The sequence below is a fragment of the Chryseobacterium culicis genome (genome assembly GCF_900108365.1).
In the GTDB taxonomy this organism is placed as follows: Bacteria; Bacteroidota; Bacteroidia; order Flavobacteriales; family Weeksellaceae; genus Chryseobacterium; species Chryseobacterium culicis.
The window spans coordinates 800812-816303 of the sequence record NZ_FNWQ01000002.1 but is presented as its reverse complement, the minus strand read 5'-3'; the positions used below and the strand labels follow the sequence as shown (position 1 = coordinate 816303).

The window sequence follows — 15492 nt, the reverse complement described above, 5'->3', positions numbered from 1 at the left end:
ACCTTTGCGAAAATAAATTTAATAAATAGGAATGCCCATTTTTAACGATACAAAAGTTGCATTTGCAGACAAGTCTGATGCACAATTGAAAAAGGCTTACTGGATGTTTAAAATGATTGAACAGCCTGCTCTTACCAGCCTTGGAACATCTGTCCTGAATTTTACGGTACACAACGACTTTCCTTTCGTTACCGGAATTGTAAAAAATACCTTATTTGCCCAGTTTTGTGGTGGTGAAACCCGTGAAGAAAGTATGAAAGTAGTAAAACAGCTTTTCAAAAGAGGTGTTGGAAGTATTTTCGATTACTCCATTGAAGGGAAAGAAGATGAAGCAACTTTTGATGCAGTTTGTAAAGAAATTAAGGATATTGTAAGATTCTCAGTAGGAAATCCGGCAATTCCTTTTATTGTATTTAAACCTACCGCTTTCGGAAGAATAGATCTTTACGAAGCCGTTGGAAAAGGAGCAGAGCTTACCACCAGCCAAAAAGAAGAATGGGAAAGAGTCGTGAAAAGATTTGATGAGGTATGCCGTCTTTGTCACGAAAACGATAAAAAAGTAATGGTAGATGCTGAAGAAACCTGGATGCAGGATGCGGCAGACCACCTTTGCGAGGAGATGATGGAAAAATATAACCTGGAAAAACCAATTGTTTGGAATACGATTCAAATGTATAGAACAGGAAGACTGGAATATATGGAAGCTCATCTTCAGAGAGCAAGAGAGAAGAATTATTTTATCGGTTACAAGATTGTTCGTGGTGCTTACATGGAAAAAGAAAGAGCCAGAGCAGCAGAAAAGGGATATGCAGATCCCATTCAGCCTACTAAAGAAGCTTCTGATAAAAACTATAATGCCGGAATTGATTTTGTAATGAATCATCTGGATAAGGTTTCCGCGTTCTTTGGAACCCATAACGAAATTTCATCTGAGCTGATTATGGATAAAATGAAGGCAAAATCTCTGGAAGCAGGAAATCCTCACGTATATTTCGGACAGCTTTACGGAATGAGTGATAATATCACCTTCTATTTATCTGATAAGGGCTATAATGTGGCCAAATACCTTCCATACGGACCTGTAAAGGATGTTGTTCCTTATCTGACGAGAAGAGCGCAGGAAAACACCTCTGTAGCCGGACAAACCGGAAGAGAGCTGGGACTGATCAAAAAGGAACTGGAAAGAAGAAAGAAAGGATAATATTATTTTAATATACCAGCCAGGCCCGCAGATTTGCGGGTTTTTTTATGGAAATTGGTTAAAGAGATTTATAAGTTTAGCCATTAATTAAAATTAATAATAATCAATATAATTTTCATTTACATTAATTATATATTAAAATAATTCTATTTTTATTGTTAATTTGGTTTTAAATTTTTATATTTGATAGAACCATAAAAAAACAACAGATGAAAATGCTTATTGTTACTGTAATAGATCCTGTAAAAGCAATCTCACTTTACGCCGGACAAGATAACAATTCCCTTATCCCAATAATTTGAAATGATTAAGAACATTTGGTGGAACAAATGATCTATAGGTGAAAAATCAATCATTTTTGATTTTGCCTTAAACTCAAAAAACAAATAAAGCAATAGCTTTAGTTTTCTTCTTCAAATATTTTTTAACCTGATCATTTTCTTTGATCAGGTTTTTTTAAGGCTCAAAACTTTCAAATTTTCCGTTTTCATAAAACAAAACAATACGTTTTATTTTATTTTGTTGATTTCCAAACAGTTGTCCTAAAAACTGATCTCCTGGATTTTCTAATCGCTGAGAATCCGATATTTTTTCATGAGCTTTATCCTTGGACTGTATAACCGATTCTCCAGAACTTGTTTTTGGCGCTTCTGTTTCTGTCTCCTCACTTCCGAATTCATCGTCATCATTCATCATGGTGAAAAGATCGGGTAGTGGAGTTGTTTTTATTTTTTCTTCTTCGGTATGATCTTCATTCGTTTCCGTTTCAGGTAACTCAGATTTCAGCATCTCACCCTCACCAGTAACCAGCCAGTCCCATAGAAGTTCAGGGAACCGGGATTTTATTTTGATAATAAACTCAAGAGACGGTTTGTTTCTCCCTGAGGTAATATGTGAAATAGAGGAACGCTGTACATCAATCTCGTCAGCAAACTCAGAAGGGGTAAGATTAGAATACTCTATAATCTTGGAAATTCTTTCATTTAAACTCATCAAAATAAGTCTTTAATTATTTTACAAATGTAACATATATAATTTACAAATGCAAAATACAAATGTAAATAAATGGAATGAACAGTTGTATACATTTGTAACTTAAAAATAATCACCTTATAATCAATCTATTATATTAGGATTACAATTGTATTTAGATTATATATCAATCCATTTCATAAGTTCTGATCAATTATTTTGGGCATTTTTTATAGCATTATTTACATTAAATATGAGTTTAAAAATGTAAATTCTTATATTTTTGCAACTTATTTTACCCCCAAACCTCCTTAAAAGTAGAGTATACATTATTAAACCGACTAACTCCTCTTTGAATCTCTATTTATAGATAAATCCCTCATAAAAGCCGTATAAAGCCACTTTATAGGCGTTACATTCGTAAATTACTAATGTAAATAACGTATTAAATGCCTATTTTTAACTTCCCTGGAGAAAAATTTCACCGATATACGACAATAATTTGTATTCATAATTAAAATACTTACCATGACAACTGCTGTACTAAAATTTCCGGGAGGAACTATGTTTTTGAAGCACTTTACATATGTATACATCAGAATAGCATTGAGTTTTCCACCATTTTTATGTTTAATAAAATAACTTTCAAATGCTAAAATACAGGCGTTTTTGTGCTTAAAGTATATTTATAAACATGATTGAAATAAATTCCATAAGTAATTGAATTTTAGTACTTTAAATATACTGAATTAAATTATTCGCAATCCACAATTTTATCAACAGACAAATTGTCTTTGTATAGTGTTTAACAATATTACAATTGTCAATCAATAGGTATGGTTCCAAAAAATTGGTTATTTAAATTTTGTAAACTGCTTTGAAAACAATTATCAAATGTAAATTCATGGATTTTGCTAGTATTTACAAATGTTAATTCATGTTTTTAGCTAAAAATGGCTAAATTTGATTTTTGTAAATGATTCCTAAAATGAATTTTGAACAGATCTACTCTCAAGCTCCCGATTTCTCAAATCGCTATATTTCTCCTGAAAAATTATTTTCTTACCTACAGACCAATCTCGGCGATTATATTCAGCAAATTGGCACCTCGTATTTAGATAAGCCTATTTATCAGTTAAGCATCGGAACCGGAAACATTCATGTACTGGCCTGGTCGCAGATGCACGGAAATGAATCTAACGCTACTCATGCTATGCTTGATCTTTTGGCAACTCTTGATAAAGCTCCGGAAATGAAAGAAGATCTGTTCAGTAAAATACAGCTCGATTTTATATTTATGCTGAATCCGGACGGATCCGAAAGATGGACCAGATTAAATGCTGCTGACATTGACCTGAACAGAGACTTTCATAATGAAGCAAGTAAAGAGATTAAATTTCTGAAAAAAGCCGCGGCTTCCAGAAAGTACGATTATGCCTTGAATCTTCATGAGCAGAGAACGATCTTTACAACCGACGGCATTCATCCGGCTACACTTTCATTTTTGGCACCTTCGGAGAACGTAGAACGGACGGTTACCGAAAACAGAAAAAAATGTATGGCAGTTATTGGAAATGTATATAATCATTTAAAGGAAATTATTCCTGACCAGATCGGAAGATATTCTGACGAGTTTTATCCTACTTCTACTGGGGATAATTTTATTAAAGCAGGAATGCCTACCATATTATTTGAAGGCGGACATTTCGTAGATGATTACACCAGAACCGGAACAAGAAAATATTATACAATTGCCCTTTATTATGCATTGAAGGCAATCAGCGAACTGAATTCTGATACCGCAGGGTGGGAAACTTATCTTGAGATTCCTGAAAATAAGGAAACGCATTATGATTTGATTTACAGGAACGTCAAATTGAATACAGACCATGAATGTATTTTGGATATAGCCGTTCAGTACAGAGAAATAAAAGAGGAGGGAAAGAATGAAATTTCATTTATCCCTTTTGTAATGGAAGCAGGAGATGTTAAAAAAAGAAAAGGCTGGATTGAAATAGACTGTACCGGAAAGAAATTTATATCCGCTGCCAAATATCCAAAGCTGGATTCCGTAGTGGATTTCACAATTGAGGATCAATAGTACAACAGATCAGGATCTTATATGGTAGCAAAAAAAGCAGCAGGACAATGAAAAATTTTTTCACATTAATTTTGTTGATAGGGATGGGATTGCCTGTGTGGGCTCAAAATCAGTCCTCTATTTCTTACAAGGCGAATGACAGTGTAATGGTAACAGCAATTCTTCGTCATTTGCAGGAAAATCCGGTGGATTCTATTCAGGCAAGAGTGATGAAGCAGCAATTTTATCAGAAGCTTAACAAAAGCCACGCCCGAATCCTGTCCTGGAATGTTGTGATGGGAATAGGGCAGATTATTACTTTAAGATTTAAACCTGAATACACGAGAGAAGTAAACCAGGTATTTGAAAGTGGAGCCTGGGGCGGATTCAAAACAGAGTTTTATCCTTCCTACGATTTCCTTCCTATTTATCCGGTAATGCTTGAAAAAGAAAAGAAACTGAATAAATAAAAGCGGTAGCTTGTTATCTTATAAAAAATTCGGCAGACCTGAAGGTCTGCCGAATTTTTATTTTTATATCTGATTTTTAAGGATCTATATTCAAATATCAATTGGATTTAGCCAAAAGATTACCGTTAAACATACATTTTATTCAGTAATTAATGCTTAATTAACGACTTTAATTCCATTCGCTACAAATCTGATCTCTTCTTTGGGCTGTGTAATCGCATCTATTTCAGACTGAGGTTTCTTAGCATCTTCCGCATAGTGTTTTTGCTCGTTCACAGAAGTCACTTTTCTTTCTGCATTTCCTTCCAGTACTACATTTTTTCCTTTCAAAGCTGTAGGTACAAAGAAAGCATAGTCTTTCATTTTGACGAAAAACCTGGAATTGTCTTCCGTCTGAATCGTCAGCCAGCAGCCTTTCTTGTCGCAAACATCGGTTACTTTTCCTTTAACAGACACATTTTCAACCTTTTTGTTGTCTTTTTTAAGCTGCTTATTTAATTGATCTACCGAGATTGCTTTAGATTCCGCAGAAGAAGTTACCTGACCTCCGTATGTGTCACCTACCAAAGCGTTTCCCTCCGGTGGACCGGATTGAGCAAATGCTAAAGAAGAAGCCGTTAAGGCAGCACCTAATAATATGGCTTTAAATTTCATGTTTAATATTTTTTCCAAAAATACTAATTAATATTGAATCATAACGGAATAAAAAATGACAAAAAACAGATGATTTAATGAATTTTCAACAAAATTGAAAATAAAGACAGATTTGATTATATTTGACACCTATACTTGACTATGCAGAAAAAATTAAAACTATGGGATGCTATCATGCTTGTGATGGGATCTATGATTGGAAGCGGAATCTTTATTGTAAGTGCTGACATGATGAGGAATCTGGGATCCGGATACTGGCTGATTGTGGTGTGGATCATTACAGGAATAATGACGGTAGCTGCTGCTATCAGTTATGGAGAACTGTCCGCACTGTTTCCGAAAGCCGGTGGACAGTATACCTATCTCAAAGAAATTTTCGGTAAGAAAATGGGGTTTCTGTACGGATGGGGACTGTTTACCGTAATACAAACCGGAACAATTGCCGCTGTAGCCATGGCTTTTGGTAAATTTACAGCCTATTTGATTCCTTCTCTTAACGATGCAGCTCCTATCTTTCAAAGTGGTGAATTCAAAATTACGTGGATACAGATTCTGGCAATTGCTGTCATCATTTTGCTTACCTATATCAACACAAGAGGAGTAGAAAGCGGGAAAATCCTTCAGAATATCTTTACAGGTTCAAAAATCATTGCATTATTAGGATTAATTGCTGCTGGTTTTATATTGGTTGATATCTCGCATTTAGCAGAAAATTTTAGCTGGGGCACAGCCTCTTTTAACAACCTAAAAAAGGATCTTACAGGTAACTTTCTCAAAGAAGGCTGGGAACCCATTGGCGGAATGACTCTTCTGGGGGGAATTGCCGCGGCAATGGTTGGCTCTGTCTTCAGCTCTGTAGCCTGGGAAAGTGTAACATTTGTTTCCGGTGAGATTGAAAACCCTAAAAAAAACGTTGTAAAGTCTATGATTTATGGCACTTCTGCCGTAATGATTCTTTATATAGCCGTCAACTATGTCTACTTAAATGCATTAGACAGAGACGGAATTGCATTTGCCGCCAACGACAGAGTTGCGGTAGCGGCTTCTCAGAACATTTTTGGAAGTGCAGGAACCATTATTATCGCCCTGCTGGTGATGATTTCTACATTTGGATGTAACAACGGACTGATTCTGGCAGGGGCAAGGGTTTTTCAGACGATGGCTAAAGACGGAATGTTCTTTAGATCAGCCGTCAAAAACAATAAAAATGAAGTTCCGGAAAATGCTCTGTGGATGCAGGGAGTTTGGGCATCCATTCTATGTCTCAGCGGACAGTATGGGAATTTATTGGATATGATTTCTTTCGTAATTGTTCTGTTCTATATGATTACCGTTTTTGGAGTGATTTATTTAAGAATTAAACAACCGAAGCTGGAAAGACCCTATAAAACATGGCTGTATCCGGTAACGCCTGCTGTTTATCTTATCATAGGAACCTGTTTCTGTATTTTACTGTTAATCTACAAACAGCAATACACATGGCCTGGTTTTGTATTGGTATTACTGGGGCTTCCTGTGTACTATTTTATCAACCGAAAAAAGACAGAGGCTTAACTCAAATAAAAGTATAACAGATCACAGGGCTTTCAATTCAGTTTGAAAGCCCTTATTTTTGAATAATATTTAGGACATTATCACCATTATTTGATGAAAATGCGTATTTTGGTATTCCGTTTTTAGCTAAGCGGAACCATGAAGTAAAAACTAAAAGTTATGGATACACCAAATTACAGAATGCCTTTCGTGCCTTCCACTTTAATGACCGAAGGCGGAAGTATCGATACCTGCGATATGGGGGAAAGTATTGCCCATAATATTATGCTGCTGATCACCACTAAAAAAGGAGAAAACAGATATGATGAAAACTATGGAAACGATGTCTGGAATCTCGAATTCGATAATGGAGTAACAAGCGCCATCTGGGAAAGCGTTTTTATCAAAAGCCTCAGAAGGCAGATTCAGGAATACGAACCACGAATCGTCAACCCGCAGATAGATGCTCACATCCAGTTTGTAGAGCACAGCTACGATACCAAAGAACACACCGAAATTAAAAAGAAAGTAAGAATTGCCATCAATGCAAAAATGGAAGAAACAGGAGAACGTTTCAGTTTTTCAACAGAGCTGTTTCTTAGTCCAATGTCTATTGATTAATATTTTTAACAGCGAAAGAAAATTATGAATTTAGATCAGAATATTTATTCCAAAGAATCTGTAAAAGCAAGAATGCTGCAGAATGCCACAAAAGTATGGGGGCTGAGAAGTCCACAGTCTTTGGACCCTTTTGTAAAGCTATTGATAGATGCATTCAGCACAGAAGTTTTCAAAGCGAATAATGAAATACAAACGGTGAATGCCCGTATATTGGAAAAACTGGCAAAACTTCTTACACCGTCCATTTATACACATCCCATCCCGGCGCATTCCGTGGCTTTTACGCAGCCTTATGAATCTTCCGAAGTTTTACTGGAACACACGGAATTTTTCTTCCGTAAACAGATGACTTCCACGGTGAAATCAGAATCTGATAAGCAGCTGAACATTCCTTTTACTCCGGTAGGAAATGTAAGGATCAATAAAGTTCATACCTCAATTATGTTTGTAGGAAATACCTGCTACAGTATAGATGACAGATTCAACAAAATTCCTATTGCCAGATTTCAGGGAAGACCTGAAGATTACAGAAAAATTACGATAGGAGTAGACGTAAGCAAATACATCAGTGAAAACTTTCCAAAATACCTGAGCATATTCTGCTCCAATCCCGCTTTTGAACACCTTGATTTTGTGTATAAATTATTGCCGTATATCACGGTTACTAGCAATGGTAATCCTCTGTTTGTACGAGAAGGGCTGAGTTATCTTACAGAAAGTCAGAATGATGGTTATGAGCAGATGTTTAAGGAACAGTCCATCAGAAATAAGGTTATTGAAGATATTAAAAGTATCTACCGGCATAAATTTATTGAGGTAACAGGAATTTCTCAAAGTCTGTTCTCAGAACCTGGACAGCTTCCACAGAATCTTAATTTCCTTGAAGGAAAAGAAGAGATCACAAAATTCCTTGATAATAAACGCTACCTGTGGCTTACCTTTGAGTTTCCACCTCAGTTTTCAGCAGAAATACTGGATAATTTCTCATTTGTTCTGAATGCTTTTCCGGTGTACAACAGAGGCTGGAAAAAAACAGAATACAGTCTGGACATTATGGGAAATAATATTCCTCTGGTAACAGATGAAGGGGAACATTTTCTTTATGTAGACGAAGTGCAGGACGGTGACGGAAGAAAGTATACCGAAATTCCTTTCACACCGGCAGATGATCTTAAAAAAGGATTATATACCGTTAGAAAAGGAGGAATGGAGCGCTTTACGAGCAGAAACGCCGTAGATATGATTGCCAATGTTCTGGAGCTGACAAGAGATGAAATTGCTGCATTTTCGCTTTTAAACAGAGATAATGTAAAAGGAGTGCTCAGTGAGATGTCCGACAAAATGAAATCCATGGTACAAAAAGTAAACAATGCCAAAAGGAATATCAGACAGGAACTGAATTATGTCATCATGGAACCCGTAGAGAAAACAGATCATACCTACGCTGCTTTTTGGGTAACACACTGTACGCTTGCCAATCATATGCGTCCGGGAACCGAACTCTCCAATCAGTTAAAGTCGCAAACCATCGTACTGCTTACAGAAACACTGGGCGGAGCGGAAGAGCAGAAAGGAACAGACAGCATTCAGGCTTATAAATATGCACTAACGACCAGAGATAAAATCATTTCCCTCGAAGATGTTAAAAACTACTGCCGAATGATTCTGAAAGATGAGGTGAGAGAAGTAAGAGTAAGAAGAGGAACAATGATCAGCAATAAACCCAAAGAAGGTTTTGTAAGAACAGTTGAAGTTGAAATTATCCCTCAAAATTATGCTTTCTATGGAAGGGCTTACTGGGAAAACATGTCCAACATTATCAGAAACCAGATCATCGCCAAAGCTATTGACGGTATAGAATACGTGGTAAGGATCAGTAATGAAGATGTAGATTTCCAGGATATGTAATTTTTTTTGAAAAAAATCAATATCAGTTTAAAATATGAATGCTGTCATTATTACGGCATTCATGAATAATATCAATAGGAACGGGCTTTAGCCCGTTTTTTTTATAAATAGCTCTCTTATTGGCTTTAGCCAAAATATAATTATCCGAAATCAAAATTCAACAATTTTCAATTAAAACCCTTAACAAAACCTAAGAATTTTTTATGAAACTTTTATCGCCTTTATATTCAGGAAAATTCTATAAAATTTCGTATTTTTGCACGTTGTGATTTTCAGGCAAAGTCACTCCGGATTATGAGTAAATCAACAGAATATATAGAAGTTTACGGAGCACGTGAACACAACCTTAAAAATATTAATGTTAAAATTCCGCGCAATGAATTGGTCGTTATTACCGGCCTTTCCGGAAGTGGAAAATCGTCCTTGGCTTTCGATACTATTTTTGCGGAGGGTCAGCGTCGTTATATCGAAACATTCTCTGCTTACGCCCGTCAGTTTCTGGGTGGGCTGGAGCGTCCTGATGTCGATAAAATTGAAGGACTTTCTCCGGTAATTGCCATCGAGCAGAAGACGACTAATAAAAACCCTCGTTCTACCGTAGGAACTGTTACAGAATTGTACGACTTCCTGCGTCTTTTGTATGCAAGAGTTTCAGATGCTTACTCTTTGTCTACAGGGCAGAAGCTGGTAAGCTATACCGAAGATCAGATTCTTGAAACCATCAAAGAAAACTACAAAAAAGAAAAGATCATGCTTTTGGCACCGGTGGTGCGCTCCAGAAAAGGACATTATCATGAGCTCTTTGTTCAGATGGCTAAAAAAGGTTACGGACAGGCAAGAATTGATGGCGAGCTTCAGGATATTGAATATGATTTAAAACTTGACCGTTATAAAACCCACGATATTGATATCGTTATCGACCGTTGGATCATCGGAGAAAATGCTTCTGAAGGCAGAATGGAAAAGTCCCTGCGTACCGCAATGGAAATGGGGGAAGGTATTATCGGAATTCAGAAACTGGGAAGCACCGATATCGAATACTTTTCCAAAAACCTGATGGATGCAGAAACAGGGCACTCTCTGGCACTGCCGGAACCTAATACGTTCTCATTCAACTCTCCTAAAGGAAGCTGCCCGAATTGCAAAGGGCTGGGAACCATTAAAAAGATCAACACCGATTACTTTATAGATAATCCAAAATTATCCATCAATCAGGGAGGATTATTACCGCTGGAAGATATCAAGTCCAACAAATGGATTCTCTCCCAGGTAAAAAATATTCTTGAGATTTTTGGATTGGGGTTAGCAACTCCTTTGCAGGATATTCCGGAAGAAGCGCTGGATTATATCTACAACGGATGTCACAAAGAATTCAATAAAGATCTGAAATACGCAGGAATTACCAAGAAAATAAAAATTGGTTTTGATGGCTTGATCGCTTTCATGGAAGAGATCATTGAAGAAAGAGAATCTTATGAAGCGATTTTGTTGGAAAGACATTTCACCACAGAAGAAACCTGTCCGGAATGTCACGGAACCCGTCTTCAGCCTTCAAGTTTGAGTTTTAAAATTGACGGAAAAAATATCGCGGAAGTTAATGGTTTAAGCTTAGCAGATTTAAAAGACTGGTTAGCTGACGTTAAAGATAAATTTTCAGAAAAAAATAAAATCATTGCTCATGAAATCTTAAAAGAAATTGAGACCAGACTCCAGTTTCTGCTGGATGTAGGACTTGATTATTTAAGCCTGAGCAGAAGTTCAAAAACCCTTTCAGGAGGAGAGTCACAGAGGATTCGTCTGGCAACGCAGATCGGGTCTCAGCTGGTGAACGTATTGTATATTCTGGATGAACCCAGCATAGGACTTCACCAGAGGGATAATGAAAGACTGATCCATTCCCTGAAAAATCTGAGGGACATCGGAAACTCTGTATTGGTGGTAGAACATGATAAAGACATGATTCTGGAAGCCGATGAGGTTTTGGATATTGGTCCAAGAGCCGGAAAATTTGGTGGAGAGATCCTTTGGCAGGGAAAACCGAAAGATTTATTGAAAGCTGATACCATCACGGCTCAGTATATCAATGGAAAAAGAAAAATAGAAATTCCTTCAGAAAGAAGAGTAGGAAGCGGTAAAAGCATAGTTTTAAAAGGAGCTACTGGAAACAATCTGAAAAATGTAACGCTGGATATTCCTCTAGGGAAGCTGGTAGTTGTAACCGGAATTTCAGGAAGCGGAAAATCTTCTCTGATTAACGGAACATTATACCCAATCCTTAACAAACATTTCTACAGAGCGGTTCAGGAGCCGTTACCATACAAAAAGATTGAAGGGTTAGATAATGTTGATAAAATTGTAGACGTAGATCAGACACCAATAGGAAGAACGCCACGTTCCAATCCTGCCACTTATACCGGAATGTTTACTGACATCCGAAACCTTTTTGCCGAACTGCCTGAAAGTAAAATCCGTGGATATAAGCCGGGAAGATTCTCTTTCAACGTAAAAGGCGGAAGATGCGAAACCTGTCAAGGCGGAGGACTGAAAGTCATTGAAATGAATTTCCTTCCTGATGTATATGTGCACTGCGAAACCTGCAATGGAAAACGTTTCAACAGAGAAACACTGGAAGTTCGTTACAAAGGAAAATCAATTTCTGATGTTCTCGATATGACGATTGATGAAGCAGTAGATTTCTTCCAGCCGATTCCTAAGATTTTTGCAAAAGTAAAAACTTTACAGGATGTAGGGTTAGGATATATTACCCTTGGACAGCAGTCGACAACCCTTTCAGGAGGTGAAGCGCAACGTATCAAGTTAGCAACCGAATTGGCAAAAAGACAAACAGGAAACACCCTTTATATCCTTGACGAACCCACCACAGGACTTCATTTTGAAGACGTAAAAATTCTGATGGATGCCATTAACCAATTGGTAGAACTCGGAAACTCATTCATCATCATCGAACATAATATGGACGTTATCAAATTAGCAGACCATATTATTGACGTAGGACCGGAAGGAGGAAAACATGGCGGGCAGATCGTAGCACAGGGAACTCCTGAAGAAATTGTGAAGTCTAAGAAGAGTTTGACAGGAAAATTCCTGAAGAGAGAGTTGCAGTAAAACAGCTTAAAAAATAAAATAATATGGGCTAAACCTTTACGGTTTAGCCCTTTTTTATACATGAAAATCGCCTCCAATATTAAATTTTCAATTATTTTTAAAATTTATTTCGCTGATTATCAATTAATTAAATTCTAATGTTAACTCAATGTTAACTGAATGTAAAATTAATATGAATTATTTTTAATAACTTTGGTTAAGAGATACAAAAATAAGTTAGTATAATATTTAAAACCAGTTAGTTATGAAAAATAGAATTCAAATATTGTTCGCGTCACTTTTCGTTTGCGGATTTGCTGCTGTGTTGAACACTGCTAAAGCTCAAACTACAGATCACAATACCATTCAGGAAATCCAGCTGAACAGAAGCGAAACATTTAATGATATCAGAAATAAATTAGAAGCCAACTTTGACCTTACCAACCCCGATTATAAACAGGGAACCGTAAACTCAGTGGTCAAGTTTGATATTGCGAAAAACGGGAAGATCGTCAATGTTCATTCCAGTGGAGACTGCAAAACCGTAAGCAAAGAAATAGAATCCGTTTTAAGTGATCTTGATTACAGAGTAGACCGCAAAAAGCTTACTGATAACATGGTGGCTTACACTTACGTAATGCCCGTGACAGTAGAAATCCACAGCAGATAGAATTCATGTCATATTATTCAATAATGTGTGAATAATGAAAACTTATCAGATGAAGTTGTAATAAAAAATAAACTTCAGAGTTTTAATTTTGGACTACCATAAAATTAAAACGATATGAAAAATCTAAAGAAACTGACCAAGTCAGATTTGAAATCAGTGTACGGAGGAGAACCAAAAAAATACTGTACGTTCTGCGAATGGGCAAATAAAGTAATTTGCAGTGATATTCCAATTGTTCAGTGTCCTTAAAAAATAAAGCCGCTTTTATGAGCGGCTTTCCTTATTTTATTTTGTATTTTGAACAAACTCTGTTAATCTTGATTTAAGGTCTTTAGAGTTTCCTATTGTATCAAAAGTAACATTATCTACGCTCCATCCTTTCTCCGTATTGGTAAGATGTACCGTATCCATCCATGTTACTTTAGGTTCAGCCATATTGTATTCAAAAGCCACCGATGCTTCAGCCGTATTATCCTGTACCTTAACAGACTTAATTGTATAACTTGTAAAACCTTCGTACAGACTGGAAAATAGAGCCCCTTCAAAAATTAAAGGCTTCTCATCAGGATGATCACTTTTTTTCACCTTCTCAATATCTGCTTTTGAAGCGTTTATTGCTTCCTCCAAAACCTTTTTTAAATCCTGTGAAAACAAACTGTCAGGGATCGGTTGGTTGTAAACCGCTTCATTAGATTTACCGTACTGCGTGTAAAGTTCATTTACTTTTTCCCTGATGGCTGCTTCTGAAGATAAAGAAGGTTTAGGCTCATTTTTTTTACAGGACGCAAAGAGTAGGACAATCCCTAAAAAAAGAAATAATTTTTTCATTTGATATTTTTTGTGATGTTTTTTACAAAATCCTAAGCTCAAAATGTATACCAAAAGCCTCAATAAAATATTTTTGACGAATCACAAAAATCAATACATTTGAGAAGATAAAAAAAACTGTGGATCCTATAATTAATGTCGCCGTCCGTTCCCTTTGTGTTTACCTTTTTATGGTAATTGCAATCCGTTTATTTGGTAAAAATCAGCTTTCCCAGCTTAATGCAGGAGATGTTGTGCTATTGCTTTTAATTTCAAATGCCGTGCAGAATGCGATGGTAGGACCTGACACTTCTCTTCAGGGCGGAATTATTGCGGCACTGGTTTTGTTTGTTGCTAATTTTATTTTGAAAAGGCTCATGTTTTCCAGCCGTTCCTTTCAGACTTTTATGGAAGACGAGCCGGTCATTCTCATCAGAGATGGAATTGCCGATCAGGCAGCACTGAACCGCGTAAAAATAACCGAAAGTGAATTGGAAGAAGCCATAAGAGAGCATGGGATTGAAAACATAAACAATGTAAAACTTTCCGTTCTGGAAGTAGATGGAAACATCAGTGTTGTTTCTCAGGATGAAAAAAGCAGGCAGACCCACTACTCAAGAATTAAAAGAAAGATGAAAAAAAAATACCATTAAAAAAACCTATCAATAAGATGAATTACGAATTAAGAGAAATGCTTCCCAGTGATGAAGCCAGAGTGCTGGAAATTTTCCGGCAGGGAATAGACAGTGGAATTGCCACGCTGGAAACAGAAGTTCCCACCGCTGAAGCTTGGAGTATGGAATATTTTAACGACTGCCGCTGGGTGCTCGAAAATGAAAACAATGAAGTCGTAGGCTGGTGCGCCCTTAAACCGATCAGTAAAAGAGAAAGTTTTAAAGGTGTGGCAGAAGTAAGCATTTATTTTGATAAAGAATACCAGGGCAAAGGATTGGGTTCCATATTGCTTAAAAAGATCATTCTGGACAGCGAAGACCACGGATTCTGGACATTACAGACCAATCTCTTCTCCGAAAATGAACAAGCCATAAAATCACATCAGAAAAATGGTTTCAGAATGGTAGGTGTCCGCAAAAAAATCGGAAAACTTAACGGAGAATGGAAAGACCTTGTACTGATGGAGAAAAGAAGCGAAACTGTTTAGAGAATCAGTTAAACGATCTGTAAACCTTAAACTTTTACCTTCACAATTTGGCACTGCCATTGTAATAATAAATGAAGAAAAAGTAGAAATAATGAAAAATTTAATTAAAATTACCAGTGCTCTGATGGTAGCCCTGATGCTTTCATCATGTGTGGTTCATGATAACGGAAACAGGGTTAAAAGACTTCCGCCGGGTCAGGCCAAAAAAATATATGGCGGTAGTGCGAAAGACTATGCACCCGGACAGGTGAAAAAAAGGAGTGGCTATTAGCTGTAATCGTAAACAGAGAATTAATAGTTAACTTTAAC

General features: G+C 36.7%; 15 protein-coding genes. 12 read left to right on the top strand and 3 right to left on the bottom strand.

What is annotated here, in order from left to right:
- Nucleotides 1–31: 31 nt before the first annotated feature.
- Nucleotides 32–1201, top strand: a complete 1170-nt coding sequence (locus tag BLW74_RS10025) for a proline dehydrogenase family protein (protein ID WP_089692274.1) — start codon at nucleotides 32–34, stop codon at nucleotides 1199–1201.
- A 456-nt stretch (nucleotides 1202–1657) separates the two neighbouring features.
- Here BLW74_RS10025 and BLW74_RS10020 read toward each other — a convergent pair whose 3' ends face one another.
- A complete protein-coding gene (locus BLW74_RS10020) occupies nucleotides 1658–2194 on the bottom strand; it encodes a helix-turn-helix domain-containing protein (protein WP_089692273.1) in 537 nt (178 codons plus the stop codon).
- A 967-nt stretch (nucleotides 2195–3161) separates the two neighbouring features.
- On the opposite strand from BLW74_RS10020, the gene BLW74_RS10015 reads away from it, so the two are divergent.
- Both BLW74_RS10015 and BLW74_RS10010 read left to right on the top strand, forming a co-directional pair.
- Nucleotides 3162–4274: a M14 family zinc carboxypeptidase gene (locus tag BLW74_RS10015; protein WP_089692609.1), complete on the top strand. Its 1113-nt coding sequence runs from the start codon at nucleotides 3162–3164 to the stop codon at nucleotides 4272–4274.
- A gap of 47 nt (nucleotides 4275–4321) precedes the next feature.
- Nucleotides 4322–4723, top strand: coding sequence for a hypothetical protein (locus tag BLW74_RS10010; RefSeq protein WP_228424854.1), 402 nt, complete (start codon nucleotides 4322–4324; stop codon nucleotides 4721–4723).
- A gap of 156 nt (nucleotides 4724–4879) precedes the next feature.
- Here BLW74_RS10010 and BLW74_RS10005 read toward each other — a convergent pair whose 3' ends face one another.
- Nucleotides 4880–5377, bottom strand: coding sequence for a DUF4920 domain-containing protein (locus BLW74_RS10005; protein WP_089692271.1), 498 nt, complete (start codon nucleotides 5375–5377; stop codon nucleotides 4880–4882).
- A 141-nt stretch (nucleotides 5378–5518) separates the two neighbouring features.
- Between BLW74_RS10005 and BLW74_RS10000 the strand changes: the two genes are divergently transcribed.
- The 6 genes from BLW74_RS10000 (at nucleotide 5519) to BLW74_RS09975 (ending at nucleotide 13463) form a co-directional block, all read left to right on the top strand.
- Entirely contained in the window at nucleotides 5519–6931 is a 1413-nt protein-coding gene (locus BLW74_RS10000) for an APC family permease (RefSeq protein WP_089692270.1), read from the top strand.
- Between the two features lie 159 nt (nucleotides 6932–7090).
- Nucleotides 7091–7531, top strand: a complete 441-nt coding sequence (locus tag BLW74_RS09995) for a GPW/gp25 family protein (protein WP_002979175.1) — start codon at nucleotides 7091–7093, stop codon at nucleotides 7529–7531.
- A 24-nt stretch (nucleotides 7532–7555) separates the two neighbouring features.
- Nucleotides 7556–9439, top strand: a complete 1884-nt coding sequence (locus BLW74_RS09990; protein WP_089692269.1) for a type VI secretion system baseplate subunit TssF — start codon at nucleotides 7556–7558, stop codon at nucleotides 9437–9439.
- A gap of 294 nt (nucleotides 9440–9733) precedes the next feature.
- Complete coding sequence (uvrA, locus tag BLW74_RS09985) at nucleotides 9734–12565, top strand: excinuclease ABC subunit UvrA (protein WP_089692268.1); 2832 nt, start codon at nucleotides 9734–9736, stop codon at nucleotides 12563–12565.
- A 244-nt stretch (nucleotides 12566–12809) separates the two neighbouring features.
- The gene (locus BLW74_RS09980) at nucleotides 12810–13214 is read left to right on the top strand and encodes a hypothetical protein (protein WP_089692267.1); all 405 of its coding nucleotides are present in this window, start codon (nucleotides 12810–12812) and stop codon (nucleotides 13212–13214) included.
- 114 nt (nucleotides 13215–13328) lie between these two features.
- Nucleotides 13329–13463 (top strand): bacteriocin-like protein, encoded by a 135-nt coding sequence (locus BLW74_RS09975; protein ID WP_089692266.1) that lies wholly within the window; start codon nucleotides 13329–13331, stop codon nucleotides 13461–13463.
- A gap of 36 nt (nucleotides 13464–13499) precedes the next feature.
- Here the strand turns inward: BLW74_RS09975 and BLW74_RS09970 are convergent, their stop codons facing one another.
- Nucleotides 13500–14042: a hypothetical protein gene (locus tag BLW74_RS09970; protein ID WP_089692265.1), complete on the bottom strand. Its 543-nt coding sequence runs from the start codon at nucleotides 14040–14042 to the stop codon at nucleotides 13500–13502.
- Nucleotides 14043–14161: 119 nt separating this feature from the next.
- Between BLW74_RS09970 and BLW74_RS09965 the strand changes: the two genes are divergently transcribed.
- The 3 genes from BLW74_RS09965 to BLW74_RS09955 all read left to right on the top strand — a co-directional run bounded on the left by BLW74_RS09965 (nucleotide 14162) and on the right by BLW74_RS09955 (nucleotide 15454).
- The gene (locus BLW74_RS09965) at nucleotides 14162–14674 is read left to right on the top strand and encodes a DUF421 domain-containing protein (protein ID WP_089692264.1); all 513 of its coding nucleotides are present in this window, start codon (nucleotides 14162–14164) and stop codon (nucleotides 14672–14674) included.
- Nucleotides 14675–14691: 17 nt separating this feature from the next.
- Nucleotides 14692–15183, top strand: a complete 492-nt coding sequence (locus BLW74_RS09960) for a GNAT family N-acetyltransferase (protein WP_089692263.1) — start codon at nucleotides 14692–14694, stop codon at nucleotides 15181–15183.
- A 91-nt stretch (nucleotides 15184–15274) separates the two neighbouring features.
- Nucleotides 15275–15454, top strand: coding sequence for a quinol oxidase subunit 4 (locus tag BLW74_RS09955; protein ID WP_089692262.1), 180 nt, complete (start codon nucleotides 15275–15277; stop codon nucleotides 15452–15454).
- Nucleotides 15455–15492: the final 38 nt, after the last annotated feature.

Bases quoted from the DNA above. Each gene is read 5' to 3' on its own strand.
- BLW74_RS10025 (WP_089692274.1), top strand. From the start codon at position 32: ATGCCCATTTTTAACGATACAAAAGTTGCATTTGCAGACAAGTCTGAT.
- BLW74_RS10020 (WP_089692273.1), bottom strand. From the start codon at position 2,194: ATGAGTTTAAATGAAAGAATTTCCAAGATTATAGAGTATTCTAATCTT.
- BLW74_RS10015 (WP_089692609.1), top strand. From the start codon at position 3,162: ATGAATTTTGAACAGATCTACTCTCAAGCTCCCGATTTCTCAAATCGC.
- BLW74_RS10010 (WP_228424854.1), top strand. From the start codon at position 4,322: ATGAAAAATTTTTTCACATTAATTTTGTTGATAGGGATGGGATTGCCT.
- BLW74_RS10005 (WP_089692271.1), bottom strand. From the start codon at position 5,377: ATGAAATTTAAAGCCATATTATTAGGTGCTGCCTTAACGGCTTCTTCT.
- BLW74_RS10000 (WP_089692270.1), top strand. From the start codon at position 5,519: ATGCAGAAAAAATTAAAACTATGGGATGCTATCATGCTTGTGATGGGA.
- BLW74_RS09995 (WP_002979175.1), top strand. From the start codon at position 7,091: ATGGATACACCAAATTACAGAATGCCTTTCGTGCCTTCCACTTTAATG.
- BLW74_RS09990 (WP_089692269.1), top strand. From the start codon at position 7,556: ATGAATTTAGATCAGAATATTTATTCCAAAGAATCTGTAAAAGCAAGA.
- uvrA (WP_089692268.1), top strand. From the start codon at position 9,734: ATGAGTAAATCAACAGAATATATAGAAGTTTACGGAGCACGTGAACAC.
- BLW74_RS09980 (WP_089692267.1), top strand. From the start codon at position 12,810: ATGAAAAATAGAATTCAAATATTGTTCGCGTCACTTTTCGTTTGCGGA.
- BLW74_RS09975 (WP_089692266.1), top strand. From the start codon at position 13,329: ATGAAAAATCTAAAGAAACTGACCAAGTCAGATTTGAAATCAGTGTAC.
- BLW74_RS09970 (WP_089692265.1), bottom strand. From the start codon at position 14,042: ATGAAAAAATTATTTCTTTTTTTAGGGATTGTCCTACTCTTTGCGTCC.
- BLW74_RS09960 (WP_089692263.1), top strand. From the start codon at position 14,692: ATGAATTACGAATTAAGAGAAATGCTTCCCAGTGATGAAGCCAGAGTG.
- BLW74_RS09955 (WP_089692262.1), top strand. From the start codon at position 15,275: ATGAAAAATTTAATTAAAATTACCAGTGCTCTGATGGTAGCCCTGATG.